Origin of the sequence: Mesorhizobium sp. M4B.F.Ca.ET.143.01.1.1 (assembly GCF_004792275.1) — a bacterium.
Taxonomy (GTDB): Bacteria; Pseudomonadota; Alphaproteobacteria; order Rhizobiales; family Rhizobiaceae; genus Mesorhizobium; species Mesorhizobium abyssinicae.
Genome location: NZ_SRSR01000003.1, coordinates 438,513 through 463,247, shown reverse-complemented (window position 1 = coordinate 463,247; position 24,735 = coordinate 438,513). Strand labels below are relative to the sequence as shown.

20 protein-coding genes and 1 pseudogene are annotated in these 24,735 nt (G+C 65.7%); 10 read left to right on the top strand and 11 right to left on the bottom strand.

Annotated features, from left to right (window positions below; genetic code table 11):
- Nucleotides 1-93: 93 nt before the first annotated feature.
- Nucleotides 94-519 (top strand): helix-turn-helix domain-containing protein, encoded by a 426-nt coding sequence (locus tag EN786_RS09535; RefSeq protein WP_127311784.1) that lies wholly within the window; start codon nt 94-96, stop codon nt 517-519.
- Nucleotides 520-571: 52 nt separating this feature from the next.
- Here EN786_RS09535 and EN786_RS09530 read toward each other — a convergent pair whose 3' ends face one another.
- From EN786_RS09530 to EN786_RS09520, 3 genes are all read right to left on the bottom strand, one after another.
- Nucleotides 572-4,591 (bottom strand): AsmA-like C-terminal region-containing protein, encoded by a 4,020-nt coding sequence (locus EN786_RS09530; RefSeq protein ID WP_135908306.1) that lies wholly within the window; start codon nt 4,589-4,591, stop codon nt 572-574.
- 125 nt (nt 4,592-4,716) lie between these two features.
- The gene (locus tag EN786_RS09525) at nt 4,717-5,214 is read right to left on the bottom strand and encodes a hypothetical protein (protein WP_127286080.1); all 498 of its coding nucleotides are present in this window, start codon (nt 5,212-5,214) and stop codon (nt 4,717-4,719) included.
- Between the two features lie 2 nt (nt 5,215-5,216).
- Nucleotides 5,217-6,635: an FAD-linked oxidase C-terminal domain-containing protein gene (locus EN786_RS09520; protein WP_127311319.1), complete on the bottom strand. Its 1,419-nt coding sequence runs from the start codon at nt 6,633-6,635 to the stop codon at nt 5,217-5,219.
- A 102-nt stretch (nt 6,636-6,737) separates the two neighbouring features.
- On the opposite strand from EN786_RS09520, the gene EN786_RS09515 reads away from it, so the two are divergent.
- Together EN786_RS09515 and EN786_RS09510 are read left to right on the top strand one after the other, a co-directional pair.
- A complete protein-coding gene (locus EN786_RS09515) occupies nt 6,738-7,223 on the top strand; it encodes a thioesterase family protein (protein WP_127286082.1) in 486 nt (161 codons plus the stop codon).
- Nucleotides 7,224-7,369: 146 nt separating this feature from the next.
- Nucleotides 7,370-7,567 carry a hypothetical protein gene (locus EN786_RS09510; RefSeq protein WP_126053941.1) on the top strand — a complete coding sequence of 66 codons (198 nt, stop codon included), beginning with the start codon at nt 7,370-7,372 and terminating at the stop codon, nt 7,565-7,567.
- Between the two features lie 100 nt (nt 7,568-7,667).
- Here EN786_RS09510 and EN786_RS09505 read toward each other — a convergent pair whose 3' ends face one another.
- The gene (locus EN786_RS09505) at nt 7,668-8,153 is read right to left on the bottom strand and encodes an Lrp/AsnC family transcriptional regulator (RefSeq protein ID WP_127286083.1); all 486 of its coding nucleotides are present in this window, start codon (nt 8,151-8,153) and stop codon (nt 7,668-7,670) included.
- Between the two features lie 90 nt (nt 8,154-8,243).
- On the opposite strand from EN786_RS09505, the pseudogene EN786_RS09500 reads away from it, so the two are divergent.
- Nucleotides 8,244-9,183 (top strand): annotated as a pseudogene (locus EN786_RS09500) (DMT family transporter).
- A 2-nt stretch (nt 9,184-9,185) separates the two neighbouring features.
- Here EN786_RS09500 and EN786_RS09495 read toward each other — a convergent pair.
- Nucleotides 9,186-10,073, bottom strand: a complete 888-nt coding sequence (locus EN786_RS09495) for a dienelactone hydrolase family protein (RefSeq protein ID WP_127311318.1) — start codon at nt 10,071-10,073, stop codon at nt 9,186-9,188.
- A gap of 51 nt (nt 10,074-10,124) precedes the next feature.
- On the opposite strand from EN786_RS09495, the gene EN786_RS09490 reads away from it, so the two are divergent.
- The 3 genes from EN786_RS09490 to EN786_RS09485 all read left to right on the top strand — a co-directional run bounded on the left by EN786_RS09490 (nt 10,125) and on the right by EN786_RS09485 (nt 11,098).
- Nucleotides 10,125-10,355, top strand: coding sequence for a hypothetical protein (locus tag EN786_RS09490; protein ID WP_187331273.1), 231 nt, complete (start codon nt 10,125-10,127; stop codon nt 10,353-10,355).
- Nucleotides 10,356-10,490: 135 nt separating this feature from the next.
- Nucleotides 10,491-10,637, top strand: a complete 147-nt coding sequence (locus EN786_RS37650) for a hypothetical protein (protein WP_189340627.1) — start codon at nt 10,491-10,493, stop codon at nt 10,635-10,637.
- 23 nt (nt 10,638-10,660) lie between these two features.
- The gene (locus tag EN786_RS09485; RefSeq protein WP_135908262.1) at nt 10,661-11,098 is read left to right on the top strand and encodes a hypothetical protein; all 438 of its coding nucleotides are present in this window, start codon (nt 10,661-10,663) and stop codon (nt 11,096-11,098) included.
- 8 nt (nt 11,099-11,106) lie between these two features.
- On the opposite strand, the gene EN786_RS09480 is transcribed toward EN786_RS09485, so the two are convergent.
- Nucleotides 11,107-13,419 (bottom strand): glucose/quinate/shikimate family membrane-bound PQQ-dependent dehydrogenase, encoded by a 2,313-nt coding sequence (locus EN786_RS09480; RefSeq protein ID WP_135908260.1) that lies wholly within the window; start codon nt 13,417-13,419, stop codon nt 11,107-11,109.
- Between the two features lie 250 nt (nt 13,420-13,669).
- Between EN786_RS09480 and EN786_RS39265 the strand changes: the two genes are divergently transcribed.
- The 3 genes from EN786_RS39265 to EN786_RS09460 all read left to right on the top strand — a co-directional run bounded on the left by EN786_RS39265 (nt 13,670) and on the right by EN786_RS09460 (nt 19,644).
- The gene (locus tag EN786_RS39265) at nt 13,670-15,310 is read left to right on the top strand and encodes a helix-turn-helix transcriptional regulator (RefSeq protein ID WP_127311892.1); all 1,641 of its coding nucleotides are present in this window, start codon (nt 13,670-13,672) and stop codon (nt 15,308-15,310) included.
- Nucleotides 15,311-15,548: 238 nt separating this feature from the next.
- Nucleotides 15,549-16,835, top strand: a complete 1,287-nt coding sequence (locus EN786_RS09465) for an FAD-dependent oxidoreductase (protein WP_245478472.1) — start codon at nt 15,549-15,551, stop codon at nt 16,833-16,835.
- A 121-nt stretch (nt 16,836-16,956) separates the two neighbouring features.
- Nucleotides 16,957-19,644, top strand: coding sequence for a UvrD-helicase domain-containing protein (locus EN786_RS09460; protein WP_135908258.1), 2,688 nt, complete (start codon nt 16,957-16,959; stop codon nt 19,642-19,644).
- A gap of 9 nt (nt 19,645-19,653) precedes the next feature.
- On the opposite strand, the gene EN786_RS09455 is transcribed toward EN786_RS09460, so the two are convergent.
- The 5 genes from EN786_RS09455 to EN786_RS09435 form a co-directional block, all read right to left on the bottom strand.
- On the bottom strand, nt 19,654-20,700 hold the full coding sequence (locus EN786_RS09455; RefSeq protein WP_127286430.1) for an ABC transporter permease: 1,047 nt from the start codon (nt 20,698-20,700) through the stop codon (nt 19,654-19,656).
- Nucleotides 20,697-21,494: an ATP-binding cassette domain-containing protein gene (locus tag EN786_RS09450; RefSeq protein ID WP_127286431.1), complete on the bottom strand. Its 798-nt coding sequence runs from the start codon at nt 21,492-21,494 to the stop codon at nt 20,697-20,699. The genes EN786_RS09455 and EN786_RS09450 overlap by 4 nt, the downstream gene beginning before the upstream one ends.
- Nucleotides 21,495-21,582: 88 nt before the next feature.
- Nucleotides 21,583-22,596 (bottom strand): substrate-binding domain-containing protein, encoded by a 1,014-nt coding sequence (locus EN786_RS09445; protein WP_127286432.1) that lies wholly within the window; start codon nt 22,594-22,596, stop codon nt 21,583-21,585.
- A 119-nt stretch (nt 22,597-22,715) separates the two neighbouring features.
- Nucleotides 22,716-23,624, bottom strand: a complete 909-nt coding sequence (locus EN786_RS09440; protein ID WP_127286433.1) for a sugar phosphate isomerase/epimerase — start codon at nt 23,622-23,624, stop codon at nt 22,716-22,718.
- The gene (locus EN786_RS09435; protein WP_127310369.1) at nt 23,621-24,649 is read right to left on the bottom strand and encodes a Gfo/Idh/MocA family oxidoreductase; all 1,029 of its coding nucleotides are present in this window, start codon (nt 24,647-24,649) and stop codon (nt 23,621-23,623) included. Before EN786_RS09435 ends, EN786_RS09440 begins: the two co-directional genes overlap by 4 nt.
- Nucleotides 24,650-24,735: the final 86 nt, after the last annotated feature.

Sequence of the window (24,735 nt, the reverse complement as noted above, 5' to 3'; positions counted from 1 at the left end):
GCTATCTATCGTAACACGATATAAATGCACAAGACCGATTTGCGACGAAAAACAGTTTGAGCTTTTGCCGGAAACGAACAAAGGTCGGCCACGATGCCTTCGCAAAACGCACGCCCCGCCATCAGCCAGGCCGACTATCAGCGGCTGTCCGAATTCCGCTACCTGATCCGGCGGTTCCTCGAATTCAGCCAGATCCAGGCCAATGAGGCGGGTCTCACCCCGCGCCAGCACCAGGCGCTGCTGGCGATCAAGGGGTTTCCGGGCGCGGGACCGGTGACGGTCGGCGACCTGGCCGAACGCTTGCGCATCCGCCATCACAGCGCCGTTGAACTGGTCGACCGCCTGTGCGAGGCCGGGCTTGTCACCAGGGACCAGGACAAGGACGACCACCGCCGTGTGCTTTTGCGGCTCACCGAGCGCGCCGATGACTGCCTCGCCGAACTGTCGGCGGCGCATCTCGACGAGCTCGGACGCATCGAGCCGATGCTAATGCGGCTGCTCAGTCGGCAGGATCGGTGATCGCAACTGACAAGGTCCGAGGATGGCCTGGCTGGCCGGCCTCGGTCCGCCGTCACCCTCCGTCCAGCGACTTCAGCAGATTGTCGATCGTGAACGGGTTGGACTTGGGCTTAGCCGGTGGTGGAGCCGAACCGTCATTGACGCCGGGAAGCGACCCGTCGAGCTTGGGGGCCTGCTGGGCGGCCTTGCGTTGGGCGTCCCGCTTGGCCTTTTCTTCCGAGGCGATGCGCAAAGCCTCTTCGGCCTTTCGCCGCTCTTCCGCGGCTTGCGCTTTGGCCGCATCGTCGGCCGCCTGCTGTTGTGCCCTGGCTTCGGCATCTGCTTTGGCCTTCGCGTCCGCCTCGGCCTGCGCCTTTTCCTCAGCCTCGGCTTTGGCCTTCTCATCAGCTTCGGCTTGTGCCTTTGCCTCGGCTTCGGCCTGGGCTTTCGCGTCCGCCTCGGCCTGTGCCTTTGCTTCTGCTTCAGCTTCGGCCTTGGCCTGCGCCTCCGCTTCAGCCAGGGCCTTCGCTTCGGCTTCGGCTTTCAGCCGCGCCTCTTCCTCCTGCCGGCGCAATTCCTCGGCTGCCCGCTCGCGTTCGGTTTGGAGTGCTGCGTAGTAGCGCACCTCGCGCCGCAGCCGCTGCTTCTCCAACAGCGCCGCCTGCATGGCCTCGACCCGTTGCTGTTCCTTCTCCAGCGCGCGCTGCGTCAGGAACTGCGCCAGCGGCTCGCTGTCGAACTGGCGTTCGGCGGCGCCGAGCGGCCCATCGACGCTGAAATTCACCGCCGGCTCGGAGCCGACCAGCGCCTCGTCGCCCGGCCTGTAGGTGATCGCGCCCCTGGCTGTGACGGTGCTGGTGTTGAGGTCTGCCGTGACGTCGGCAGACAGCGACGCTGACGGATTGTCGAGGCTGATCGGCGGCGCCCTGAGAATGCCGCCGGCAATGGTGAAGGCAATATCGGTGTCCTTGGCGGCAAAACTGCCGTTGCCGGCGATCTCGAGCGCGAAGCCGGCGGTCTTGCCCGCATCGATATCGCGCCCGATGGCATCGGCCTTGTCGATGAAGGCGGCGAAGGCATCGGGGTTCATGCCGGCCACGGTAAGTCCCTTCAGCGCCGCCGTGCCGGAACCCGACAAGGCCGCAACCATCGCATCGAGCGACTTGCCACTGGTCGACAGCGCCGTCGAGACGTCACCGCTGCCGCTCAGGCCGGCATTTGGCAGCAGGGCTGGAAGATCGGCGCCGGCAAGCTTCATCTGGCCGGAGAAGAGCCCGGTGCCGTCATTGTTCTTCAGCTCGAACAGGCCGGTCAAAGCGCCGCCAAAAAGCTTGGCCTTGAGATCGGAAACCCGGATGCCCTCCTGGTCGAGCTTCAGCGACAGCGCCGCGTCATAGGCGGTGGCGAAGGGACCGGCAGCAAGAGCCGCGGTGGTGAGGTCCAGGTCGGCGGTGAAAGGCAGGCTGGACTTCTGGCTGAACGGTGCCGTCGGCCAGTTGCCCTTGCCGGCCTGGAAGGACTGGTCGCCGAACAGCGCGACCGCCATCGGATCGAGGTCGAGCTCGTCGAGCGCCAGTGCTCCGGCCAGATGCGGCAGCCCGTCTTTGACGTCGACATTGACGTCGCCGGAAACCGACGCCTCGTTGACGGCGCCGCTGAGCCCGCTCAGCACCAGGAGGCCGTTGCCGAAATCGGCGTCGGCGGCGAGCGAGGCCGAGGTGCCGGTTCCCATGCCCGGCAGGCCAACGCCGGTCGTCATCAGCCAGGGCTCGATGTCGGAGGCTTCGAGGCTGACCTTGCCCTTGGCCGACGCGCCTTGCTGCGTATCGGCGACCGTTCCCTCGAAGCTCGCCCTGAAGTCGTCGGCGGTCAGGTTGAAGCTCGTCGCCAGGCCACCGTCGAGCGTGCCCTTGGCGGAGACATCGGTGGTCGCCTGGCCGAGCATGCCAAGCGGCAATGCCGGCAGGCCGTAGAGCGCCAACAGCGCGGTGGCGTCGGCATTCCTGGCGTTGAAGGTCAGCATCACCGGCGCCTGGGCAAGGCTGTCGGCCTTGCCCTTGCCGGAAAGCGATGCCGAAAAGGCCGAGCCGCCGGCCTTGCCTTGCGCGCTCACCGCCAGTCCCGTCGTGCCGTCGCCATTGTCGGCCGCACTCGTCACCACATCGATGCGAGCATCCTGGAGCAGTTCTGGATAGGCGACCGCGCGGGCCGCCAGTCCTTTCAGCAGCTCATTGTCGGGATAGTGCTGCGCCGCCACGTCGACCAGCGGCTTGAGGTCGACGGCGACCACCGAGGCGTCGAGCTTGCCGGTCGGGCTCTCCGGGAAATCCTTGATCCGCCCGGTGGCGCTGATCGAGGCGCCGGCCAGCCCGCTGAGCGACAGCCGGTCGATCTCGAGCAATCCCTTGCGCAGCCGCAGCGCCGTGTCGACGGTGTCGGCCGTCAGCCCGCCGGCGCTCACCGGCCCGGCCTTGATCTGGAAGTCGAGGTCGCGATCGGAAAACCGGTTGGCGCCCTTGTCGCTGACGAAGATCGAGGCGAATGCCGCCAGCCCGTCGACGTCGAGCTCGCCGCCCTCCAGCCGCATCAGCACCGAGGGCCTGGCATCGTCCGGCTGGCTGGAATCGATGCGGCCGGAAAACCTGGCCTTGCCGAGGATCAGTTCGAGATCGCTGAAGGCCTGGCGGTTCTCGCTGAGATCGACCCTGGCCTTGAACCCGGCGGCCGGCAATCGGCGGATCGCCTCGTCGACGTCCTTGGACAGCCAGGCGGCAAAACCCGAAGGCTGCGCCACGGCAAGCAGCAGCGAGCCGGTGAAGCCGAAATGATCCTCGACGCTGAGCATGCCGTTGGCTTCGAGCGTGGCGCGGCCGGGCAAGGTCGCGGCAATCGACTTCACCGACCAGCCGCCTTCGGCCGGTTCGGCCGAGAGATGCACGTCCCGCACCGTCGTGTCGCCGGCGACCACGGCCGGCAGTCTCACTTCGACCGTGCCGGGGATGGTCGGCTTCGGCATATGCAGAAGCGCCTGCTCCAGCGCATTGACGCGCTTGTCGAGCGTTACGCCGTCGACGGCAGCGGCGCCGACGGCTTCGTCGAACTGCACCTGCGCGCCGTTGGCCTCGATCGAGAAGTGCGGCTTCAGCCCGAGCTCGACCGAGGCTTTGCCGTCGGCGGTGTAGGGATTGTCGAGCGGTCCGGTTTCGAAGCGGAACTCGTCGAAGGCGAGCTTCTGGTGATCGAGCGAGAACTTGCCGTTGAGGCGGAAGCCCGGGTCCGGCTTGCCGGCCGAGACCTTCACCGTCTCGCCATCGGTGCCGCGCAGCTCGGCCGAATTCTTGTCGTTGCCATTCTTGTCGACGCTTGAGATCTTGAACTGGCCCGAATAGGCGACGGCGCCCTTGACGAGGCCGGCATTGCCGTCGGTCTCGATGACCAGCGGATAGGCGTCCGGATCGGCCTTCAGCCGCAGCCGCATCTGGCCATTGCCTTCGGCCCTGCCGGTCGAGGCAGTGACATTGGTGCCCAGGCCGTCGAGCTTGAGCGTTCCATCCATCCGCCATGGCCCGGCGAGCGACTTTGCCGAGACGGTCGAATTGATCTCGGAAATCAGGTGGCTGCGCCCGCCGGCGGCATGGCGCAAAGCGACCTCGCCTTCCGTCACCGTCAGCTTCTCGATCGCGATCTGGTTGAGGTCGAAGGGCGCGGTCGGCCGCATCGCCCAGTCGACCGTGCCGTCGGCGGCGATGTCGATCGTCGCCTTCGGACGCACCAGCCGCATGTCGAAGATCAGCACCTCGCCGCGCAGGAAGGGGGCCAGCTCCGCATCCATCGAGAAGGTCTCGACGGTCATTGCCGGCTGGCCTTCGGGGCCGCCGGCAACCGAAACATTGGAGAAGGTCACCGAAGGAAACGGCAGCAGCCTGGCCGTCGCATCGCCCTCGACGGTGACCTTGCGGCCGAGGATGGCGCTCGCCTCGCGCTCGAAATCGGCGCGGTAGCCCGCCCAGTCGATAAAATACGGCACCACCAGCGCCGCGCACAGCACCAGCACGAACAGGCCACCGAAGATCACGAACAGGCGTGCGAGCATCAGCACCAGCGATCGTTGAAAGTCAGCTGCACTGTACCCGCATCAGCGTGTCGATAAAGAGGCAATTCGGCTGCGTCCTCGGCAAGCAGGGACAACGGCGCAGGCTGTGGGGACAGTCCGCCGCGTCAATGTCGCGCCGCTTCCATCAGGGCGGACAAAACCGCACCCTTGCAAAGGCTGATCAGGAATTTCTGCGCAACGAACTCGATGGTCGAGTCGTGGAACGTCAGGATGAAATGCCGATAGTCCGAAAACAGCTCAGGCATGTGGGATGGATGAACCCGATTGGCCTTTTCCAGGGAGGCGATCCAGGACGAGTTGAAGACTTCGAACGCAGAATATGGTTGCAGGCCGAGACCGTAGAGCCGATGCCCGCTGATGGCTTCATCGTTCGGCGGACCGAATTGAAGCGCCAGGTATGGTTCCACCGTCAGGATTGCGACGGATTGATCGCCGGTTGCGGGCGAAACCGAGCGCGGGTTCGTACCATCGAACGAAGGATCCGGAACGTTGGCGAGATAGGCAATCAGCAATCGCTCTTGATCCGCGAAGACATGCGGCAATGGCGCGCCGGCCGATGACGGCGGCACCTCGATCGCCAGCAGGGCCTCGGCCGCCGACATGACTAGTGACCAACACGGGGCAAGATCTTGCCAGGGTTCATGATGTTCAGCGGATCGAGCGCCTGTTTGATCGTGCGCATGATGTTGACGCCATGGCCAAGCTCGTGGCGCAGGAAGCCGATCTTGCCCTGGCCGATGCCGTGCTCGCCGGTGCAGGTTCCTTCCATGGCGATGGCGCGCATGTTGAGCCGCGCGACGAATTTTTCCGCCAGCGCGATTTCCTGCGGGTTGTCGACATCCATCAACACCAGCACGTGGAAGTTGCCGTCGCCGGCATGGCCGACGATCGGCGCGATCAGCCCCATCTCGGCAATGTCGGCCTCGGTCTCGGTGACGCATTCGGCAAGCCGCGAGATCGGCACGCAGACATCGGTCGACAGCCCCTTGGCGCCGGGCCGCAAGGTCAGCGACGACCAATAGGCGTCGTGCCTGGCCTTCCACAGTTTCGTCCGCTCCTCGGCAACACTGGTCCACAGGAACGGTCCGCCGCCATTCTCCTCGGCGATCATGCCGAAGGTCTCGGCCTGCTCGGCGACACCGGCATCGCTGCCGTGGAATTCGACGAACAGGCACGGGCCTTCCGGGTAGTCGAGCTTGGAATAGTTCTTCATCGCCCGCATCTGCAGCGCATTGACCAGTTCGATGCGCGCCACCGGAATGCCCATCTGGATCGTGGCGATCACCGTCTTGCAGGCCGCCTCGAGGCTCGGAAACGGGCAGACGCCACCGGAAATCGCCTGCGGGATGCCATGCAGCCTCAAGGTCAGCGCGGTGATGACGCCGAGCGTGCCCTCCGAGCCGATCAGCAGCCGCGTCAGGTCGTAGCCGGCAGAGCTCTTCTTCGCCCGCTTGCCGGTGGTCACCGCCTCGCCATCGGCCATGACCGCCGTCAGCGACAAAACGTTCTCGCGCATCGTGCCATAGCGCACGGCATTGGTGCCGGAGGCCCGCGTCGCCGCCATGCCGCCGAGCGAGGCATTGGCGCCGGGGTCGATCGGGAAGAACAGGCCGGTGTCGCGCAGGTGCCGGTTGAGGTCCTCGCGCGTCACGCCTGGCTCGACGGTGCAGTCGAGATCCTCGGGATTGACCGCGAGAATCCGGTTCATGCGCGAGGTGTCAATCGAGATGCCGCCGCCCGGCGCGTTGGTGTGGCCTTCGAGGGAGGAGCCGACGCCGAACGCTATCACCGGTACCCGGTGCGCGGCACAGGCGCGCACGATCTCCTGCACCTCGGCCGTACTCTCCACGAAGGCGACGCCGTCCGGCGCCTGCGTCGGGATGTAAGTGGTGGTGTGCGCATGTTGGGAGCGGACGGCCTGGCCGGTCTGGAAGCGCTCGCCGAGCGTCTGCTTGAGGATGCCGAGAACCGCGGCAATGCCTTCCTCGTTGCGCTCGACGGGATTGAGGTCGCTCAAAGCCATGATTCACTCCGCGAATGGACCAGCCGCCGCCCTTGCTGTGCGGTTATGGATGCGTAGTCTCACGACCCACGCCCTGTCCAGCGATCAGGAAAGGAAAACAAGATGTCGATGCCCGCCCCCTTCATTTCCCGCGCCATGGATATCGAGAAGGACTGGATCGACTATAACGGCCATCTCAACATGGCCTATTACAACGTGCTGTTCGACCGGTGCTCGGACGGCGCCTTCGAGATGATGGGCATGGGGCCGAACTACGCCAAGGAGCGCCGCCTCACCATCTACACGGCGGAAGTCCATGTCTGCTACGTGCAGGAGCTGCATCTGGAGCACAAGGTCCAGGTCTCCTTCCAGCTCATCGACCATGACGAAAAGCGCCTGAGAGCCTATCAGGAGATCCGCCATGTCGACGGCTGGCTGGCCGCCACCTCCGAGACGCTTTCGCTGCATGTCGACATGTCCGGGCCGAAAGTGGCGCCCTTCCCCGCCGACGTTCTTGCCAGGGTCGAGGAGATGCGCGCTGCCCACGCCGCGCTGCCGATGCCGGAGCGCGCCGGCCGCTCGATCGGCATCAAACGCAAGAGCGCTTGAAGCGCCCCAGCGCGCACGTTAACCTTACCAAGGTTTTAACGTGAACAAGCCGATTGAGTCGTTGAACGACTCAGCGGAGCGTTTGAAAACCACCGTATCGGGTTGGCGATGCGGGGCGGCGGGCAGAGGCGGTTCGAGGAACGTGCATGAAAACCGACATCAAGGTCGAGGTGGAACGGCTGGCGGCCGATCCGCGCATCACCGACTATGATTTCTGGCGCTCGCTCAAGAACGTCAACAACGAGATCTTCCACATCGCCAACAACAACGAGCCGATCCCCTTCGACATGATCCGCTGGCGCGCCATCCTCAAGCAGGCGCGGCTGAAGCGCGGGCATTTCTGACCTACTGCCGATCCCTGGTTGCGGCCTCTGGAGCAATTCCAGGAAAAGTGCGTAGCGGTTTTCCGTCCGGAATTGCGTCAAAACAAATAGTTGGAGCGGGTCAGCGATTCTGAGAGGCGCCGAACCGCTCCAGCGGCGAGCGCGGCGCCACCGGCGACGACTGGATGATCGCCGTGTTGGTCATCGCGTAAGGGATGATCCTGTCGATCACCCGTTCGAGCTCTGCCACCGAGCCGACATGCGCCAGCGCGATGAAGCAGTCCTCGCCGGTCACCCGGTCGCACTGCGCGATTTCCGGCAGCTCGCGAATGATGTCGGCGACGACGGCAAGCTGACCCGGCACCGGCCTGATGCGCAGCCATGCCGACAGTTTCATGCCGAGCGCGACCGGATTGATCCTGACCGTGTAGGCCTCGATCACGCCGTTCGCCTGCAGCTTTCTGATCCGCTCCGCCACGCTCGGCGCCGACAGGCCGACGGCGCGCGCCAGCTCGGCCGTGCTGGTGCGCGCGTCCTTTTCCAGCAGGCGCAGGAGCTTCAGGTCGGCGGCATCGAGGTCCGCGTTTTCGTTTCGAAGGCGTTTCAAAGTAGTCTGCCTTGCTTTCATGAGTAACTTGGCTGGAAGAGCCAACGGACAGCCATATAAATCGCGCGATCCGCCTGCGATAATGATCGCATGAGAGATCAAGCGCAAGCCTCGGCGGCAAGCCCCGCCCTCTACAAGCCAAACAGCGCCAGCCAGGGCCTTGCCGGCCCTGCCTTTTCCACCTTGGCGACGGAGCTGCCGCCACATCTGTGGTTCGGCGTCAGCGCCGTGTTCCACTATCTTGGGCCGGCCTTCGCGGTGCTGCTATTCGCTAAGGTCGGCGTGCTCGGCATGGCCTGGCTGCGCATCGCCACCGCCGCCCTCGTCTTCGCGCCGCTGACCCGGCCATGGAGAGCCTTCGCCCGCGCCGACCACGCGGCTGTTGCTCGTCGCCTTCGGCGCCTGTCTGGCGGTGATGAACTGTTCCTTCTATCTCGCGCTCGACCGCCTGCCGATCTCGCTGGTCGCGGCGATCGAGTTCGTCGGCACCATCGCCGTCGCGCTCGTTGGCCTGCGCAGTCCGCGCAATCTCGCGGCGCTGGCCATTGCCGTCACCGGCACCTTGCTGTTGATCGATGTCAAATGGTCGAGCGACCCGGTCGGCCTGTTCTGGGCCTTCCTCAACGGCGCGCTGTTCGTCGGCTACATCGTCCTCGGCCACCGCGTCGCGGCGTCCGGCGCGGGCGCCGGCATTGCCGGCTTGGGCGCGGCAATGACGATCGCCTTCCTCGTCGTGCTGCCCGTCGGCTTCACCCAGGCGATGCCGGCCTTCTCGGCGCCGTCGCTGCTTGTCGCCGCCATCGGCGTCGGCATCTGCTCCTCGGTCATCCCCTATATCTGCGACCAGCTCGCCATGGCGCGGCTGCCGCGCGCCAGCTTCGCGCTGATGCTGTCGCTGCTGCCGCTGAGCGCGACACTGATCGGTATCATCGTGCTGAGGCAGGTTCCGAGCCTCGGCGATTGCCTGGGCATCGCGCTGGTGGTGGCCGGCGTCGCCTTGCACAAGCCGGCCCCGGAACGAGTGCCATAAGGCTAGGCAAGCTTCTCCTTCAGGAAAGCGACCGTCCGGCCCCAGGCGAGGTCGGCCGCCTTCTTGTCGTAGCGAGCCGCCGAGGTGTCGTTGTTGAAGGCATGGTTGCCGCCCTCATAGACATAGACCGCGTACTCGACATGCGCCGCGTCGAGCGCCTTCTTGAAGGCATCGATGCCGGCATTGGTGCGCGCATCCAGGCCGGCATAGTGGAGCAGCAGCGCGGCCTTGATCTTCGGCACGTCGTCGGGCTTCGGCTGCATGCCGTAATAGGCGACCCCTGCGCTCAGATCCGGCGAATTGACGGCAAGCGTGTTGACTGCGCCGCCGCCCCAGCAGAAACCGACGGCGCCGACCTTGCCGTTGCCGTCCTTGTAGCCCTTGAGGAACGTGACCGTCGCCACGGCGTTGGCGGCGACCTGCGCGGGATCGAGCGTCGCGAACAGTTCGCGCACCTTGTCCTCATTCTCAGGCGTGCCGCCGAGCGGCGACATGAAGTCCGGCGCCAGCGCGACGAACCCTTCCAGCGCCACCCGCCGCGCAACATCCCTAATGTGCGGGTTGAGCCCCCTGTTCTCGTGGATGACGATGACGGCGCCGAGCTTGCCGGACCGGTCGGCCGGTTCGACCAGATAGCCCTTCATCTCGCCTCCGCTGCCGGGATAGGTGATGTCCTCACCCTTCACGCGCGGATCGTCCTCGGCGACGATCGCCGCCCGGGCGGGATTCGCCGCCAGCAACGGCACGATGGCGGCGGCTGCCGCGCCAGATCCGGCAAGCCTCGTCAGCTGTTCCATGAAACGGCGCCGGTCGAGCGTCAGATGCGTGTATTCATCATAGGCATCGATCATCGCCTGGGTGATGACGGGCTCGGCGGCGGCTGTGGTCATGGCTCATTCCTCGACTGTCCCCCCACCGGGCAAGATAGGGTTGGAAGGCGCTTGGTCCATTTCGAAGCCGTCGGCTTTGAGGACGTCGAGGTGGAAGACAGGACTGACGACTGCCTCGGCGGCTTCCGCCGCAGCCTCATCGCATGGCCGGCCTCGGAACGGCGCAAGGGCGCCATGAGCCTGAAGTCCAGCCTCGGCACCGCCCTCGTCTGCCGATTGATCGCCGGTTATTTCGGCGCTGTCTCCAAGGCCTACCTGCTGGTCTCGGCACCAAAGCCCTGAGGCGGGGCGGCCCGTCCAGGGCCCCATCACATTTTGGTCATTTCGGCAAATCTTGATGGCGTTGCCACAATATAAGGGGAAGCTGAGATCGGCTTCGCCTGCCACGGCGATGCCTGAAGAGAAGGAACAACGCTCATGACCTTGTCCGCTCCGATCGTCGCAAGCGCGCTCATGCTGGCCAGCGCGGCCCTCCTGGCGCTGCGATCCGCGGCCCTCAGCCGGGAGGCGGTCAAAGTCAGAAGCGAGCAACGCCGGCCCGGCCGCGCGAAATCCGGCAACTAAGCGCCAACACCGAGGGGAAGACCATGGACGTTCAGGACATCGTGAACACCGTCTCCGCCAAGGCCGGCCTCGACCAGGCGGTGACGGAAAAGGTCGTCGGCACCATCTTCTCGGTGCTCGAGCACGAGGCGGACGGCACCAGCGCCTCGAGCTTCTTTGCCAGGATCCCCGGCGCGGATGCGCTGGCCCGGAAATATGATGTCATGGCCGCAGGTGCTTCCAGCGGCTCGGGCGGCGGCCTGCTGTCGTCGCTGCAGGGGGCGCTTGGCGGCGTGCTCGGCGAGAAGACCGGCGCGCTGATCAACGGCATCGCCGCGCTCAAGGCCTCCGGCCTCGACATGGCGCAGATTCAGAAGGCCGGCGCCACGCTGGTCCAGCAAGCGGAAGCCGCCGCGGGCCCGGATCTCACCAATCAGGTGCTTGGCTCGGTGCCGGGCCTCAAAGGCCACCTCGGGCTCTGAACAGGCCTTCACTTCGGCAAAACGTAAGCCATCACATAATCACCCGGCTTGGTGCCGACCGAGCCGTGGCCGCCGGCGACGATGACCACGAACTGGCGGCCGTCGGCGACCGTATAGGTCATCGGCGTCGACTGGCCGCCGGCCGGCAGCCTGGCCTTCCAAAGCTGCCTGCCGGTCGTCAGATCATAGGCGCGCAGATAGTCGTCGACAGCCGCCCCCAGGAACGCGACGCCACCGGCGGTGATCATCGGCCCGCCAATGCCAGGCACGCCGACCTTGAACGGCAGCGGCAGCGGTGTCATGTCGCGCACGGTGCCGTTGCGGTGCTTGTAGGCGATCTTGCCGGTCCTGAGATCGGCGCCGGCGACATAGCCCCAGGGCGGCGCCTGGCAAGGGATGCCGAGCGGCGACAGGAACGGCCCCATCACCACCGCGTAAGGCGCGCCCTCGTTGCGGTTGAGCCCTTGTTCGCTGCCGCGTCCTTCGTCCGGTGGCGGCACCTGGTCGCGCGGGATGAGCTGCGACTTGAACGCCAGATAGGTCGGCATGCCGAACATCACCTGCCGGACCGGATCGACTGCCACGCCGCCCCAGTTGAAGACGCCGAAATTGCCGGGATAGACCAGCGAGCCCTGCACGGATGGCGGCGTGTAGCGACCCTCGTAGCGCAGGCCCTTGAGCTCGATCCGGCAGGCCAGCTGGTCGAACATGGTGATGCCCCACATGTCGGCGCCGGTCAGCGGCTTCGGATTGAAGGAGAGGTCCGATTCCGGCTGCGTCGGCGAAGTGTGGTCGCCCTCGATCGCGCCGCCCGGCGCCGGCACCTCCTTGACGGGAATGATCGGCTCGCCGCTGCGCCGGTCGAGCACGTAAAGATCGCCCTGCTTGGTCGGCCCGACCAGCCCCGGCACGACGCCGCTCGACGTGGTGATGTCGACCAGCGATGGCTGCGCCGGCACGTCCATGTCCCAAAGGTCATGATGCACGGTCTGCCGCACCCAGCGCACCTGCCCGCTGTTGAGGTCGAGCGCGGTGATCGAGGACGAGAATTTCTCGACATTGGCGCTGCGCCCGGCGCCGAGCTGGTCCGGCGTCTGGTTGCCGAGCGGCACGTAGAGCAGGCCGAGCTTCTCGTCGGCGCTCGGCGTCGACCACATGTTGGGCGAGTTGTTGGTGTAGTTTTGGCCGGCCGGCAGCGGCGTCGTCTGGTCCGGATTGCCGGAATCCCAGTTCCACAGCAGCGCGCCGCTGTCGACGTCGAAGGCGCGGATGACGCCCGACGGTTCCTGCGTGGAATAATTGTCGTTGACCGCGCCGCCGACGATGATCTTGCCGCCGACGATGAGCGGCGCCGAGGTCGAATAGTAGTAGCCCGACTTCGGATACGGCATGTTGGCGAGCAGGTTCAGCGTGCCGCCCTCCGCAAAGGAGGCACACACCTGCCCGTTCGCGGCGTCGAGCGCGATCAGCCGCGCGTCGGAGGTCGGCAGATAGACGCGCGCGGCGCATGGCTCGCCGGCGGCGATCTTGCCGTCGGCATAATAGGACACGCCGCGGCAGGTCTGGTGTTGCCGGTTGGGATCGAGCTTGATCTTCGGGTCGAAGCGCCATTTCTCCTTGCCGGTCGTGGCATCGATGGCGATGGCGAAATTGTGCGGCGTGCAGATGTAGAGCGCATCGCCAATCTTCAGCGGCGTCACCTGATAGGTCGTCTCGCCGATATCGTCCGGACCCTTCACGTCGCCAGTACGATAGGTCCAGGCCGGCTGCAGCGAAGCCACGTTGTCGACGGTGATCTGGTTGAGCGGCGAATAGCGCTGGCCGAAGGGCGTGCGCCCGTAGAAGTGCCATTCGCCTTCCGGCACGTTGCCGCCGAGATCGGCCGTCGGCGTCACCTTGTCGGCGCTGAGCTCGCCGGCAATGTCCTTTGGGTCGGCGGTCATCGAATAGCCGGCCACGGCCAGCGAGGCCAGCACCGCCAGGATCAGCGGCGCGCGTCCATCGGGACCGGTGAGCCCTCGCCTCGCCCATGGCGTCAGCAGCCACAGCGCCAAAAGCACGATGACGCCGCCGCGCGGACCCAGATCCCACCAGTCGAAGCCGGCTTCCCACACCGCCCAGCACAGCGTGCCGATCACGATCGCCGCATAGAGCCAAAGTCCTGTCGACCTGCGCCGGAACAGGAGCCAGGCGGTGATGAGGAAAGCAAGGCCGACAATGACGTAGTACCAGCTGCCGCCGAGCATCGCCAACCGGATGCCGCCGCCGCCAAGAACCAGACCGATGAGAGCAAGGATTACGGCGGTGAGGATGGTTGCCATGACGACACTCCTTCAGGCGCAGCAGGCGAGCGTCCGGAAACCGCCGTCGCCAAATGCAACCGTAACGCGCTTTCGAGTCTGTTTCACCTCGCCGCCGTAGTTTTCTGCCCGCTCGCGCGAGGTGTCAAATTAGCAGGACAATATCCAACGATGTCGCGGGCATTGCTCGGTCCTGCCGTTCACGTCGAAATGACGAAGCCTGGCGGTCGCCATTCTTCTGCCGGCAATCGGGCGATGCTATGCTTTGCCGATGAAGGCCGACGCCGCCTCGTTGCTTGAAAAGGCCCGCCACGCCTACGCGCAGCGGGCATGGGCGGATGCGTTCGCGCTTCTGCAGGCCATGGACGCGATCGCGCCGCTGGGTCCGGACGATCTCGAACGGCAGCTCTGGTCGGCCGCCATGCTCGACCGCGATCAGGACAGCCAGGTCGCCGGTGACCGCCTGTTCGAGGCCTATGTCGAAGCGGGCCGTTACGACCGGGCGGCGTATTGGGCGTTCTTTCGCGGCTTCCGCCTTCTCGCCCTCGGCGAGGAAGGCCACGCGACGGCCTGCATCCAGCAGGCCCAGCGCCTGGCCGACGGCTTCGGTCGCGAATGCGCGGCGCATGGCTATCTGATCTTGCTGGCGGCCCAGAAGGAACTCATGACGGGTAACGATCCGGCCGCCGCGCCGCTGGCGAGCCAGGCCCTGGCGATCGGCGAGCGCTGTTGCGATATCGACCTCGTCGCCTTCGCCAGATGCTATCTCGGCCGTGCGCTGGTGCGGCAGGGCCGGATCGACGAAGGCATCGCCTCGCTCGACGAGGCCATGCTGCCGGCCGTCGACGGAAAGCTCTCGCCCATCGTCACCGGCCTCATCTATTGCAACCTCATCGCCGCATGCCGGCAGGTCTATGCGCTCGACCGCTCGCGCGAATGGACCGAGGCGCTGTCGAACTGGTGCGGAACGCAGCCGCAGCTTGTCCAGTTCAACGGCGTCTGCCTTTTGCACCGCGCCGAGATCATGGAATTGAACGGCGCCTGGCAGGACGCGATCGCCGAGGCACGCCGCGCGACGACGTCGTTGGCCCATACCACCGCCAGCGAGGCGGCGGCGGGCGCGGCCTACCAGGAGGCCGAAATCCATCGCTTGCGCGGCGAGTTCGCCGCCGCCGAGGACCTCTACCGCACTGCCAGCAGGCTCGGGCTCGAACCGCAGCCCGGCATGGCGCTGCTGCGGCTGGCGCAGGGCCGGGCCGAACAGGCTGCGGCAACCCTTCGCCGCGTGCTCGCCACGACCAAGGCTCCACTCGGCCGCGCCCGCCTGCTGCCGGCGCTGGTCGAGATCATGATCGCCGCCGGCGCAATCGAGGAGGCACGCGACGCCTGCCAGGAGCTGGAAGCGATCGCCAGCCGTTTCGCGACCGACATCCTGGCGGCGATGGCCTCGCAGGCGAGAGGCGAGATCGACTTGCACGAAGGCAGCGCCGCGACCGCGCTCGGCCATATCCGCGCCGCGCTGACGACCTGGCAGCGTGCCGGCGCTCCCTATCTCGAGGCGCGGCTGCGCGTGCTTGCAGGGCAGGCCTGCCGCATGCTTGGCGACGAAGACGGCACCGAGCTCGAATTCGATGCCGCCCGTACGGTTTTTGCCGGCCTCGGCGCCGCCCCCGACCTCGCCCGGGTCGCCGCGCTGACCCGGCCGACGAGCTTGCCTTCGCATGGGCTGACCCGGCGCGAGATCGAAGTTCTTGGCCTTGTCGCCACCGGCAAGACCAACAGGACGATAGCAACCGACCTTGGCCTCAGCGAAAAGACCGTCGACCGTCATCTCAGCAACATATTCGACAAGCTGGCGGTCAACTCGCGCGCGGCTGCCACAGCCTACGGCTTTCAGAACGGCCTGCTCTAACGCAACGATTTTCTGACCTCGAGCAATTCCAGGAAAAGTGTGAAACGGTTTTCCGTCCGGAATTGCGTCAAAGCAAAGAGATTGAGCGGTTCGGCGTTTCCGTGAAACGATGAAACGCTCTGGCGGCATGGGGAAAAATCCCCATCGCATTTTTCTGACTCGTGAGGTGTCTCCCCGAAGCGCCGCGGCGCCGTTCCCTTATTTTTGGTCCGCCAGTGACGAACCAAATGGAGCGATCATGAACCCGACTTCGATATCCGGAACGGCCGCGATGCAGGCGATGACCCTGCGCAGCCGTCTCAATATCCGCATCGCCGAGACCAGGGCACGCGCCGGCGCCCTGCTGGAACAGGGCGCGGCCTTCATGCATCTGGAGGCCGATGCGCTGCAGGCAACCGGCAGCGATCCATCATCAGGCGACGAAACGCAGCCCGCGCTCAGGGAAGAACATGTCGACGTCGTGGTCATCGGCGCCGGCCAGAACGGTCTTTCCGTCGGCTATCACCTGGCCCGCAAGGGGGTGAAGTTCGTCATCCTGGAGGGCCGCGAACGCGTCGGCGATATCTGGCGCTCGCGCTGGGATTCGCTGCGCCTGTTTACCCCGGCGCGCTTCGACGGTCTGGTCGGCATGCCGTTCCCCGCCGCCCGCTATTCGTTCCCGACCAAGGACGAAATGGCCGACTATCTCGAGGCCTATGCGCGGAGGTTTGCCTTGCCGGTGCGCACTGGCGTCAAGGTCGACGAGGTGACCCGTTCCGGCGAGCGCTACGTCGTCACATCAGGCCGGACCCGCTACATCGCCAAGCACGTCGTCGCCGCCGCCTCGAGCTACCAGAAGCCGAAGATCCCGGATTTCGCGGCGTCGTTCGATCCGTCGATCCGGCAATTGCATTCGGTTGCCTACAAGAATCCGGAACAGCTCAAGGCAGGTGGCGTGCTTTTGGTCGGCGCCAGCAATTCCGGTGCGGAAATCGCCATGGATGTCGCGCGAACGCATCAAGTGTGGCTGTCGGGCCGCCATCCAGGCCACATCCCGGTCGCCTACAATGGCTACTTCGCGATGCGTTTGGTCCTGCCGGTCGTCCTGCGCATCGTTTTCCACCGTTTGCTCACCGTCGATACGCCGATGGGCCGCAGGGCCAAGCCGGAGCAGTTGTCGCATGGCCTGCCGCTGATCCGGGTCAAGCCGCAGGATCTGGACGCCGCCGGCGTCCGCCGGGTCGCCCGCGTCGCCGGTGCCCGCGACGGCAAGCCGCTGCTCGACGACGGCCAGCTTCTCGACGTTGCGAACATTATCTGGTGCACCGGGTTCCAGGCCGGGCTCGACTGGATCAAGCTGCCGATTTTCGACGGCACCGGCCGGGTGAAGCAGTATCGTGGTGCCGTCGAAGGCGAGCCGGGACTGTATGTCTGCGGCCTGCATTTCCAGCAATCGACCTCCTCCACCATGATCCACGGCGCGGCGCGCGATGCCGGCTACGTGGCCGACAAGATAGGCGAGCGCATGCGGGCAGCCGCCGGATAAGCGCTTCGAGGCGCTTGCCGGGCGCTGGAAAAGCCACCACGCCCGGCAATCGTGTCGCCAAACCAGAACAAAACGTAGACACTTCTGGCCTTTCGCTGCCGAATCACTACATTCGGGGGCAATGTCCGGCTTTGCGGAAGACATGCCCTTCTTTGACGAACCGAATGCGCGGCCCGCGGCCCCGTCCGGCATAGCCGCGCGCGCCATGGCCGCCCGCAGCGGTCAGAACAGCGCGCCCGACTATCTGAAGGGCCTGAATCCCGAGCAGCGGCTGGCGGTCGAGACCACCGAAGGCCCGGTACTGGTGCTGGCCGGCGCCGGCACCGGCAAGACGCGCGTGCTCACCACCCGCATCGCCCACATCCTCGCCACCGGCAAGGCCTTCTCCTCGCAGATCCTCGCCGTCACCTTCACCAACAAGGCGGCGCGCGAGATGAAGCAGCGCATCGGCCATCTGATCGGCGAAGGCAATGTCGAGGGCATGCCGTGGCTCGGCACCTTCCACTCGATCGGCGTCAAGCTGCTGCGCCGTCACGCCGAGCTCGCCGGGCTGAAATCCGATTTCACCATCCTCGACACCGACGATGTCGTGCGTCTGATCAAGCAGCTCATCCAGGCCGAGGGGCTGGACGACAAGCGCTGGCCGGCCAAGCAGTTCGCGCAGATGATCGACGGCTGGAAGAACAAGGGCCTCGGCCCCGCCGACATCCCCGAGGGCGACGCCCGCAGCTTCGCCAACGGCAAGGGGCGCGAGCTCTACAAGGCCTATCAGGAGCGGCTGCAGACCCTGAACGCCTGCGATTTCGGCGACCTGCTCTGCCATCCGATCCGCATCTTCCGCGCCTACCCGGATGTGCTGAAGGACTACCACAGGCGCTTCAAATACATCCTCGTCGACGAGTACCAGGACACCAACACCGCGCAGTATATGTGGCTGCGCCTGCTGGCGCAGCGGCCGCAATCCTCCCCCCTTGAGGGGGAGGTGCCTGCGAAGCGGGCGGAGGGGGTCGCCACAGAAGGCACCGCCCGGTCATCGAGCACAGGGGCGTCGAGCACTGCCGCGAGGACCCCACCCGACCGGGCTTCGCCCGGCCACCCTCCCCTCAAGGGGGAGGGGAATTCCCGCCCGGCCACCGTCAACATCTGCTGTGTCGGCGACGACGACCAATCGATCTATGGCTGGCGCGGTGCCGAAGTCGACAACATCCTTCGCTTCGACAAGGATTTCCCCGGCGCCACCATCATAAGGCTCGAACGCAACTATCGCTCGACCGCGCATATCCTCGGTGCGGCCTCGCATCTCATCGCCTTCAACGAAGGCCGCTTCGGCAAGACGCTGTTCACCGACCGCAACGATCCCGAGGATGACAAGGTGCATGTCCATGCCGCCTGGGATTCGGAGGAAGAGGCGCGCGCCGTCGGCGAGACCATCGAGGCCTATCAGCGGCAGAAGCACAATCTAAACGACATGGCGATCCTGGTGCGCGCATCCTTCCAGATGCGCGCTTTCGAAGAACGCTTCATCACGCTCGGCCTGAGTTACCGCGTCATCGGCGGCCCGCGTTTCTACGAGCGCATGGAAATCCGCGACGCGCTTGCCTTCTTCCGGGTCGTCGCCAATGGCGGCGACGACCTCGCCTTCGAGCGCATCGTCAATGTGCCGAAGCGTGGGCTCGGCGAAGCCACGATCCGCCAGATCCACGACACGGCGCGGGCGCTGCGCATCCCGATGCTGGAAGCCGCCGGCAACCTCGCCGAAAGCGACGAGATGAAGCCGAAGCCGCGCGCCGCCCTGCGCGAGGTCGCGGCGAATTTCGAGCGCTGGCAAAAGGCGCTGGAGACCACGCCGCACACCGAGCTCGCCGAGACCATCCTGGAGGAGAGCGGCTACACCGACATGTGGAAGAACGACCGCTCGGCCGAATCGCCCGGGCGGCTGGAAAACCTCAAGGAGCTGATCCGCTCCATGGAGGAGTACGAATCGCTGCGCGCCTTCCTCGAGCATGTCGCGCTGGTCATGGAGGCCGAGCAGAGCGAGTCGCTCGATGCAGTCTCGATCATGACGCTGCATTCGGCCAAGGGTCTCGAGTTCGAGACCGTCTTCCTCCCCGGCTGGGAAGAAGGCCTGTTCCCGCACCAGCGCGCGCTCGACGAAGGCGGCCGTTCCGGCCTCGAGGAGGAGCGCCGCCTCGCCTATGTCGGCCTGACACGCGCCAAGAAGAACCTGCACATCTGGTTCGTCTCCAACCGCCTCATCCACGGCCTGTGGCAATCGACCATCCCGTCGCGCTTCCTCGACGAATTGCCGGAAACCCATGTCGAGGTCGCCGAGAGCGGCAACTCCTATGGCGGCTACGGCAACAGCTACGGCGGCGGCTCGTTCGCCTCCGGACGCGGCGGCCGGCAGAACCCCTACGGCGCCTCGCGCTTCGACAATATCGGCGAGGAAAAATCCTTCTCCAACACCTATTCGACGCCGGGCTGGCAGCGCGCGCAGGCCAACCGCACCGAGGCCACCGATCGCAACTGGGGCACGCGCTCCGGCCACCAGGTCGAGCGCATCGGCTATGGCGAGACCGACAGCGGCTACGGCGCCGGCCGCACCAGCGTCAAGGGTCGCACCATCGACGGCGAACTGGTCGCCAAGTCCGTCGCCGACAAGCCGTCGGCCTTCAGCGTCGGCGACCGCGTCTTCCACCAGAAATTCGGCAACGGCAACATTGCGGCAATCGAAGGCAACAAGCTCACCATCGACTTCGACAAGGCCGGCCAGAAACGCGTGCTGGACGGCTTTGTCACCGGCGTGTGAGCAATTCCCTCACCGATACCTCGCCTGGTTCCACTTATGGCCGAGCAGCGACAAGATGATGATCAGCCCGTTGAAGAACTGCACGTAGAAGCCGCTCAGCCCCGCCGCCACCACGCCGGTCTGGATGAACGACACGGTCACCGCGCCGATCGCGCCGCCGACCACCGTGCCGATGCCGCCCCAGGTCGGCGTGCCGCCGACGAACACCGAGGCCAGCACCGGCAGCAGATAGCCGTCGCCGGCCGTCGGCCACCAGGTGAAGTTGATCATCACCGAGAAGGTGCCGGCGATCGCCGCCCCGATGCCGGTGAAGACGAACACCTTGACTTTGACGCGCTTGACGTCGATGCCCATCTGCTTGGCGCTGTCCGGATTGTCGCCGACTGCCCTCACCTGCGCGCCGAAGCGGTGGCGGTTGTAGAGCAGCGCCGAGAAAACGACGAAGGCGATGGCCCAGAAGACCTGCACCGGGATGCCCCAGAGCTGGCTCGAGAAGATCTTGTAGGCTGAGCTGTCGGCAAGGCCGGTCAGCGCCATCGACCTGCCCTCGTTGATGATCTGGATCAGGCCGCGCAACAGGAAATTCATGCCGAGCGTGGCGATCAGCGACGACAGTCCGCCATAGACGACCAGCGATCCGACCAGGAAGCCGAGCAGCGTGCCGGTGACCAGCGCGGCGGCGATGCCGAGGAACGGATCATAGCCGGCCTGCACGACCAGTGCGAAGACCCATGAGGCAAAACCCATCGTTGCCGGGAACGACAGGTCGATCTCGTCGCAGGTGACGACGAAGACCAGCGGCACCACCACGAACAGCGCAACGGGAAGCGTCGTCAGTACCGAGCTGTAGAGATACCAGGTGGTGAACACCGTCGGATTGGCGATGATGAACACCGCCATCATGAAGATGAACACGCCGAGCGTGCCGAGCGCGGCGCGGTTGTCGATGACGAAGCCGCGCAGCCAGTGGTCGGATGGATGGCTCCATTCCTTGCCTGCCTGGCCGCTTGTTCTTCCCAGGGGAGATTGCAGATCGGGTTCCATGGCCTTGCTCATCGCGCTCCCTGCTCCGCTTCGCCCGCCTCGTGCAGTCCGGGCAGGCCGCCCGGATGCGCCACGTCTTCCATGAAGTTGATGAGATCTTCCGCCGACTTGATCTGGCTGCGGTCGGCGGTCAGCGCCACCTTGCCGCGGTCGAGCACCACGAAGCGGTCGGCAATGTCGAAGACGTGGTGGATGTTGTGGCCGATGAACAGGATCGACCGGCCGCTCGCCCGCACCTGGCGCACGAAGTGGAAGACCTTGGCGGTCTCGGTCAGCGACAGCGCCGTCGTCGGCTCGTCGAGGATGATCAGCTCCGCCTGCTTGTAGATGGCGCGCGCGATCGCCACGCCCTGGCGTTCGCCGCCCGAAAGCTGGCCGACGATCGAGTGCGGCGTGAACACTTTCGAGGTGAAGCCGATCTCCCGCATCAGCCGGCTCGCCTCCTCGATCTCCTTGTTGACCTTCAGCCAGCCCATCCAGCTGGTCAGTTCGCGACCCATGAAGATGTTGCGCACGATCGTCTGCTGCACCGCCAGCGCCCGGTCCTGGAACACCGTCTCGATGCCGGCATCGCGCGAGCGCGCCGCGCTCCATCCGCTGACCGGCTTGCCGCGCACCAGGATCTCGCCGCTGGTCGGCTTGACCACGCCTGACAGGATCTTGATCAGCGTCGACTTGCCGGCGCCATTGTCGCCGATCAGGCCGACCACCTCGCCGCGGTCGACGCTGAGGTTGACGCCGCCAAGCGCATAGACCTGGCCATACGACTTCTTGATGTCGCGCAGTTCGATGATGCGTTCGCCCATGCGATCCTCGCTCGGATTGTCTGTCTTGCCGGTCTCCTCGCCGGCGGCCCCGCCGGCCGGGCGAAATCCCGGCCGACGGCTTGGGAGGTCAGCGCAGCGCCTGCTTGGCCAGCTCGGCGACGATCTCGTAATTCTGCGGCGTCACGAAGCCGGCGCCGGTATCGACATTCATCGGCGCCAGACCCAGCACTACCTGCTGGCAGAGGCTGAGGATCGGCAGGTAGCCCTGCAGGAAGGGCTGCTGGTCGGCCGTCAGCTGCACCCAGCCGCCCTTGAAGCCCTCGACGATCTGCGGGCTGGTGTCGAAGCCGAAATTGAAGATCTCGCCGGGCTTTCTTCCCGCCGCCTGCATGTAGGTGGCGACATTGCCCAGCATCTGGCCGCCGGGATAGCCGACCGCCTTGATATCAGGGTTGTTGAGCAGGGCCGCGGTGATCACCGGAATCGCCAGATTGGGGTCGGATGCCCATTCGCCGCTCGGCGGTGACGGCAGCTGGATGACACTGATGCCGGCCTCCTTGAGTACGGCCACCGTGCCGCGCTCTCGCGCGCCGCGGGCCTCGTTCTCGAACGGGCCGATCATGATCGCCTTGTCGCCGGACTTGAGCTTGCCGAGCTTGATGGCCTCGGCGCCGAGTGCACGGCCCTGCTGCTCCTGCTGGGCGCCGACATAGCCGCCGCCGAACGCTTCCACCACCTTCGGCACCGGAACGTTCTGGTACATCATCTTGATGCCGTCCTTGTGCGCCTGCTCGGCCAGAGGCATGATCGCGGCGTCGCCCGGATGGCCCATCATGGCGATGCCGTTGGGTTTCACGGCGACGGCCTCGCGTAACTGCTGCACCATCTTCTCGGAATCCCACTGCGAGAAGATGTAGTCGACCTTAGGCCCGAGATCGGCGGCCGCCTGCTTGGCGCCATTGTAGACGATGGTGCCGAAGGCGTCGCCCTCCGCGCCGCCGACGAAGAAGCGGATGTGGACGTCCTTGCACCATTGGGCATCCAGCGCCTGCGCCGGCAAGGTGGAGATGGCGGCGGCAAGCGCCGTGGCTGCGGCCACGACGGTCGTGCGCAGAAGTGTCGTTCTAAACGCGATGCTCATGCACGTTCCTCCCTTTGTTTCCTCGCCAAGCGAGGGTTTTCGACATTCGCTTCGGCAGTGCGCCGCAAAACTGGCCGGCCGGCTCCTCCCGCCGGCCAATCCTCACATCAACTTTGGCCTCACATCGGATTTGGCAGGTAGCTGGCACCTCCCCTGCATTGTTTGAGATAATCCAGCGCGCGCACTTGCCCGGTGATCTCCAGGTCGTCGCGATAGACAGGGTCGTGCCAGCCCTCGATGTCGATGGCGCCCTTGTAGCCGGCCAGCCGCAATTCGCTGATCACCCGCGTCCAGTCGCTGTCGCCGAAGCCCGGCGTGCGCATCTGCACGAAGGGCAGCCGGCCGAACACGCCGTGCTCGCGGATGACGTCCCAGCGCACGGTGGCGTCCTTGCCGTGGACATGGAAGATGCGCGGCGCCCATTTGCGGATCTGCGGCATCGGGTCGATCAGGTAGACGAGCTGATGGCAGGGCTCCCATTCGAGGCCGAGATTGTCATCCGGCAATTCGTTGAACATCAGCTCCCAGGCATCCGGATTGTGGGCGATGTTCCAGTCGCCGCTGGCCCAGTTGCCATCCATCGCGCAATTCTCGAAGGCGATGCGCACGCCCCTGTCGGCGGCCCGCTTCGCCAGCGGCCCCCAGACCTCGCGGAAGCGCGGCAGGCTGTCGGTCAGCGGCTTGCCGCGAATTCGGCCGGTGAAGCCGCTGACCGTGGAAGCGCCGAACAGATGCGCATGATCGATCACCGTCTCCCAGGCCGCGAGCACGCCGCGGTCGACCTCGCCGCTCTCCAGCGGATTGCCGAACACGCCGATCGACGAGACGGTGACGTCGGCATCGCCGATCGCCTCGCGGATCTGGCCGGCGAGCCGCGGCAGGTCCTTGCCGCCCAGCGTCTGCCAGAAGAAAGGCTGGATGCTTTCGAAGCCGAGCGGCAGGATCTGTTTGATGTAGGCGGCCGGGTCGTCGAGATTGGCCCTGACCATGGTGCCGATCCTGATGTCGAGGAGCGGGTTTGGCATCATTGCGCATCCCTGGCGATCGCAACCCGGCGTCCGGTCTCGGCGCTTTCGATCGCGCCGAAGACCATGGCCAGGCTGTTGATGTTGTCGGTGCCGCGCGTTTCCGGCTCGGTGCCGGTTTCGATCGCGTGCATGAAATCCCTGATGATGCCGAGATGGCCGTCGACGCGGTCGGATGCGTCGAGTGGCGGCACCTCGATTGGCTGGGTCTTGTCGAACAGGCCGTCGCGGCCCGGAATGACAACCTCCGCCTTCAGCCCATCAAAGCCGTCCCAGAGCAGGCTGCCGCGCTCGGCGACGATGCGCCAGCTCCCTTCCCAGCTGGTCCGGAAGCCGTCGGCGCACCAGCTGCCCGCATAGGTGAAGACCTTGCCGCCGCCGAAATCGAAGACGGCGCTCGCCGACGATCCCTGCCGGTACCAGGAACTGGCCGGCTCCCACTCCTGGCAGTAGACGCTGGCCGGCTCGCCGGCGGCCATGTAGCGGGCTGCGTCGAAGGTGTGGATCGCCATGTCGAGCAGCAGCACGTGGGACATCTCCTCGCGAAAGCCGCCGAAATGCGGCGCGACGAAGAAGTCGGCATGGATGCTGGTCGGCTTGCCGATGGCGCCCGAGTCGAGAAGGCGGCGGATGCGCCGGACATTGGCGACATAGCGGCGGTTCTGCACGACGGCATGGACGCGCGCCGCCCGGCGCGCGGCCTCGATGATGGCGCGCGCATTTTCCGGACTGTCGGCGAGCGGCTTTTCGGTCAGCAGATGGCAATTGTGGGCAAAGGCCGAGAGCGCGACGTCACGGCGGGCGGCGGGAACGACGACGTCGAACACTGCGTCAGGCTTGGTTTGGTCGAGAACGGCATCGAGGCTGGTGCCGATGTCGGCCCCGGCAAGCCCGTATTCGCGCGCTCTCGCCTGCGCCCGTTCGGCGTCGAGGTCGACCAGGCCGGCAATCGTCAGCCCGTCGATCTGCCTCGCGGCATCGAGCCACTGCTTGCTCATGGCTCCGCAGCCGGCCAGGACGACCTTCATCCAGCGCTCCTCCTCCGCTCGACCCCTCCAGGCCGATCGTCACGGCATCCACGGCGTCACCGTAAACGTTTTTCCGTAAACGTTTA

Bases quoted from the DNA above. Each gene is read 5' to 3' on its own strand.
- EN786_RS09535 (WP_127311784.1), top strand. From the start codon at position 94: ATGCCTTCGCAAAACGCACGCCCCGCCATCAGCCAGGCCGACTATCAG.
- EN786_RS09530 (WP_135908306.1), bottom strand. From the start codon at position 4,591: ATGCTCGCACGCCTGTTCGTGATCTTCGGTGGCCTGTTCGTGCTGGTG.
- EN786_RS09525 (WP_127286080.1), bottom strand. From the start codon at position 5,214: ATGTCGGCGGCCGAGGCCCTGCTGGCGATCGAGGTGCCGCCGTCATCG.
- EN786_RS09520 (WP_127311319.1), bottom strand. From the start codon at position 6,635: ATGGCTTTGAGCGACCTCAATCCCGTCGAGCGCAACGAGGAAGGCATT.
- EN786_RS09515 (WP_127286082.1), top strand. From the start codon at position 6,738: ATGTCGATGCCCGCCCCCTTCATTTCCCGCGCCATGGATATCGAGAAG.
- EN786_RS09510 (WP_126053941.1), top strand. From the start codon at position 7,370: ATGAAAACCGACATCAAGGTCGAGGTGGAACGGCTGGCGGCCGATCCG.
- EN786_RS09495 (WP_127311318.1), bottom strand. From the start codon at position 10,073: ATGACCACAGCCGCCGCCGAGCCCGTCATCACCCAGGCGATGATCGAT.
- EN786_RS37650 (WP_189340627.1), top strand. From the start codon at position 10,491: ATGACCTTGTCCGCTCCGATCGTCGCAAGCGCGCTCATGCTGGCCAGC.
- EN786_RS09485 (WP_135908262.1), top strand. From the start codon at position 10,661: ATGGACGTTCAGGACATCGTGAACACCGTCTCCGCCAAGGCCGGCCTC.
- EN786_RS09480 (WP_135908260.1), bottom strand. From the start codon at position 13,419: ATGGCAACCATCCTCACCGCCGTAATCCTTGCTCTCATCGGTCTGGTT.
- EN786_RS39265 (WP_127311892.1), top strand. From the start codon at position 13,670: ATGAAGGCCGACGCCGCCTCGTTGCTTGAAAAGGCCCGCCACGCCTAC.
- EN786_RS09465 (WP_245478472.1), top strand. From the start codon at position 15,549: ATGAACCCGACTTCGATATCCGGAACGGCCGCGATGCAGGCGATGACC.
- EN786_RS09460 (WP_135908258.1), top strand. From the start codon at position 16,957: ATGTCCGGCTTTGCGGAAGACATGCCCTTCTTTGACGAACCGAATGCG.
- EN786_RS09455 (WP_127286430.1), bottom strand. From the start codon at position 20,700: ATGAGCAAGGCCATGGAACCCGATCTGCAATCTCCCCTGGGAAGAACA.
- EN786_RS09450 (WP_127286431.1), bottom strand. From the start codon at position 21,494: ATGGGCGAACGCATCATCGAACTGCGCGACATCAAGAAGTCGTATGGC.
- EN786_RS09445 (WP_127286432.1), bottom strand. From the start codon at position 22,596: ATGAGCATCGCGTTTAGAACGACACTTCTGCGCACGACCGTCGTGGCC.
- EN786_RS09440 (WP_127286433.1), bottom strand. From the start codon at position 23,624: ATGATGCCAAACCCGCTCCTCGACATCAGGATCGGCACCATGGTCAGG.
- EN786_RS09435 (WP_127310369.1), bottom strand. From the start codon at position 24,649: ATGAAGGTCGTCCTGGCCGGCTGCGGAGCCATGAGCAAGCAGTGGCTC.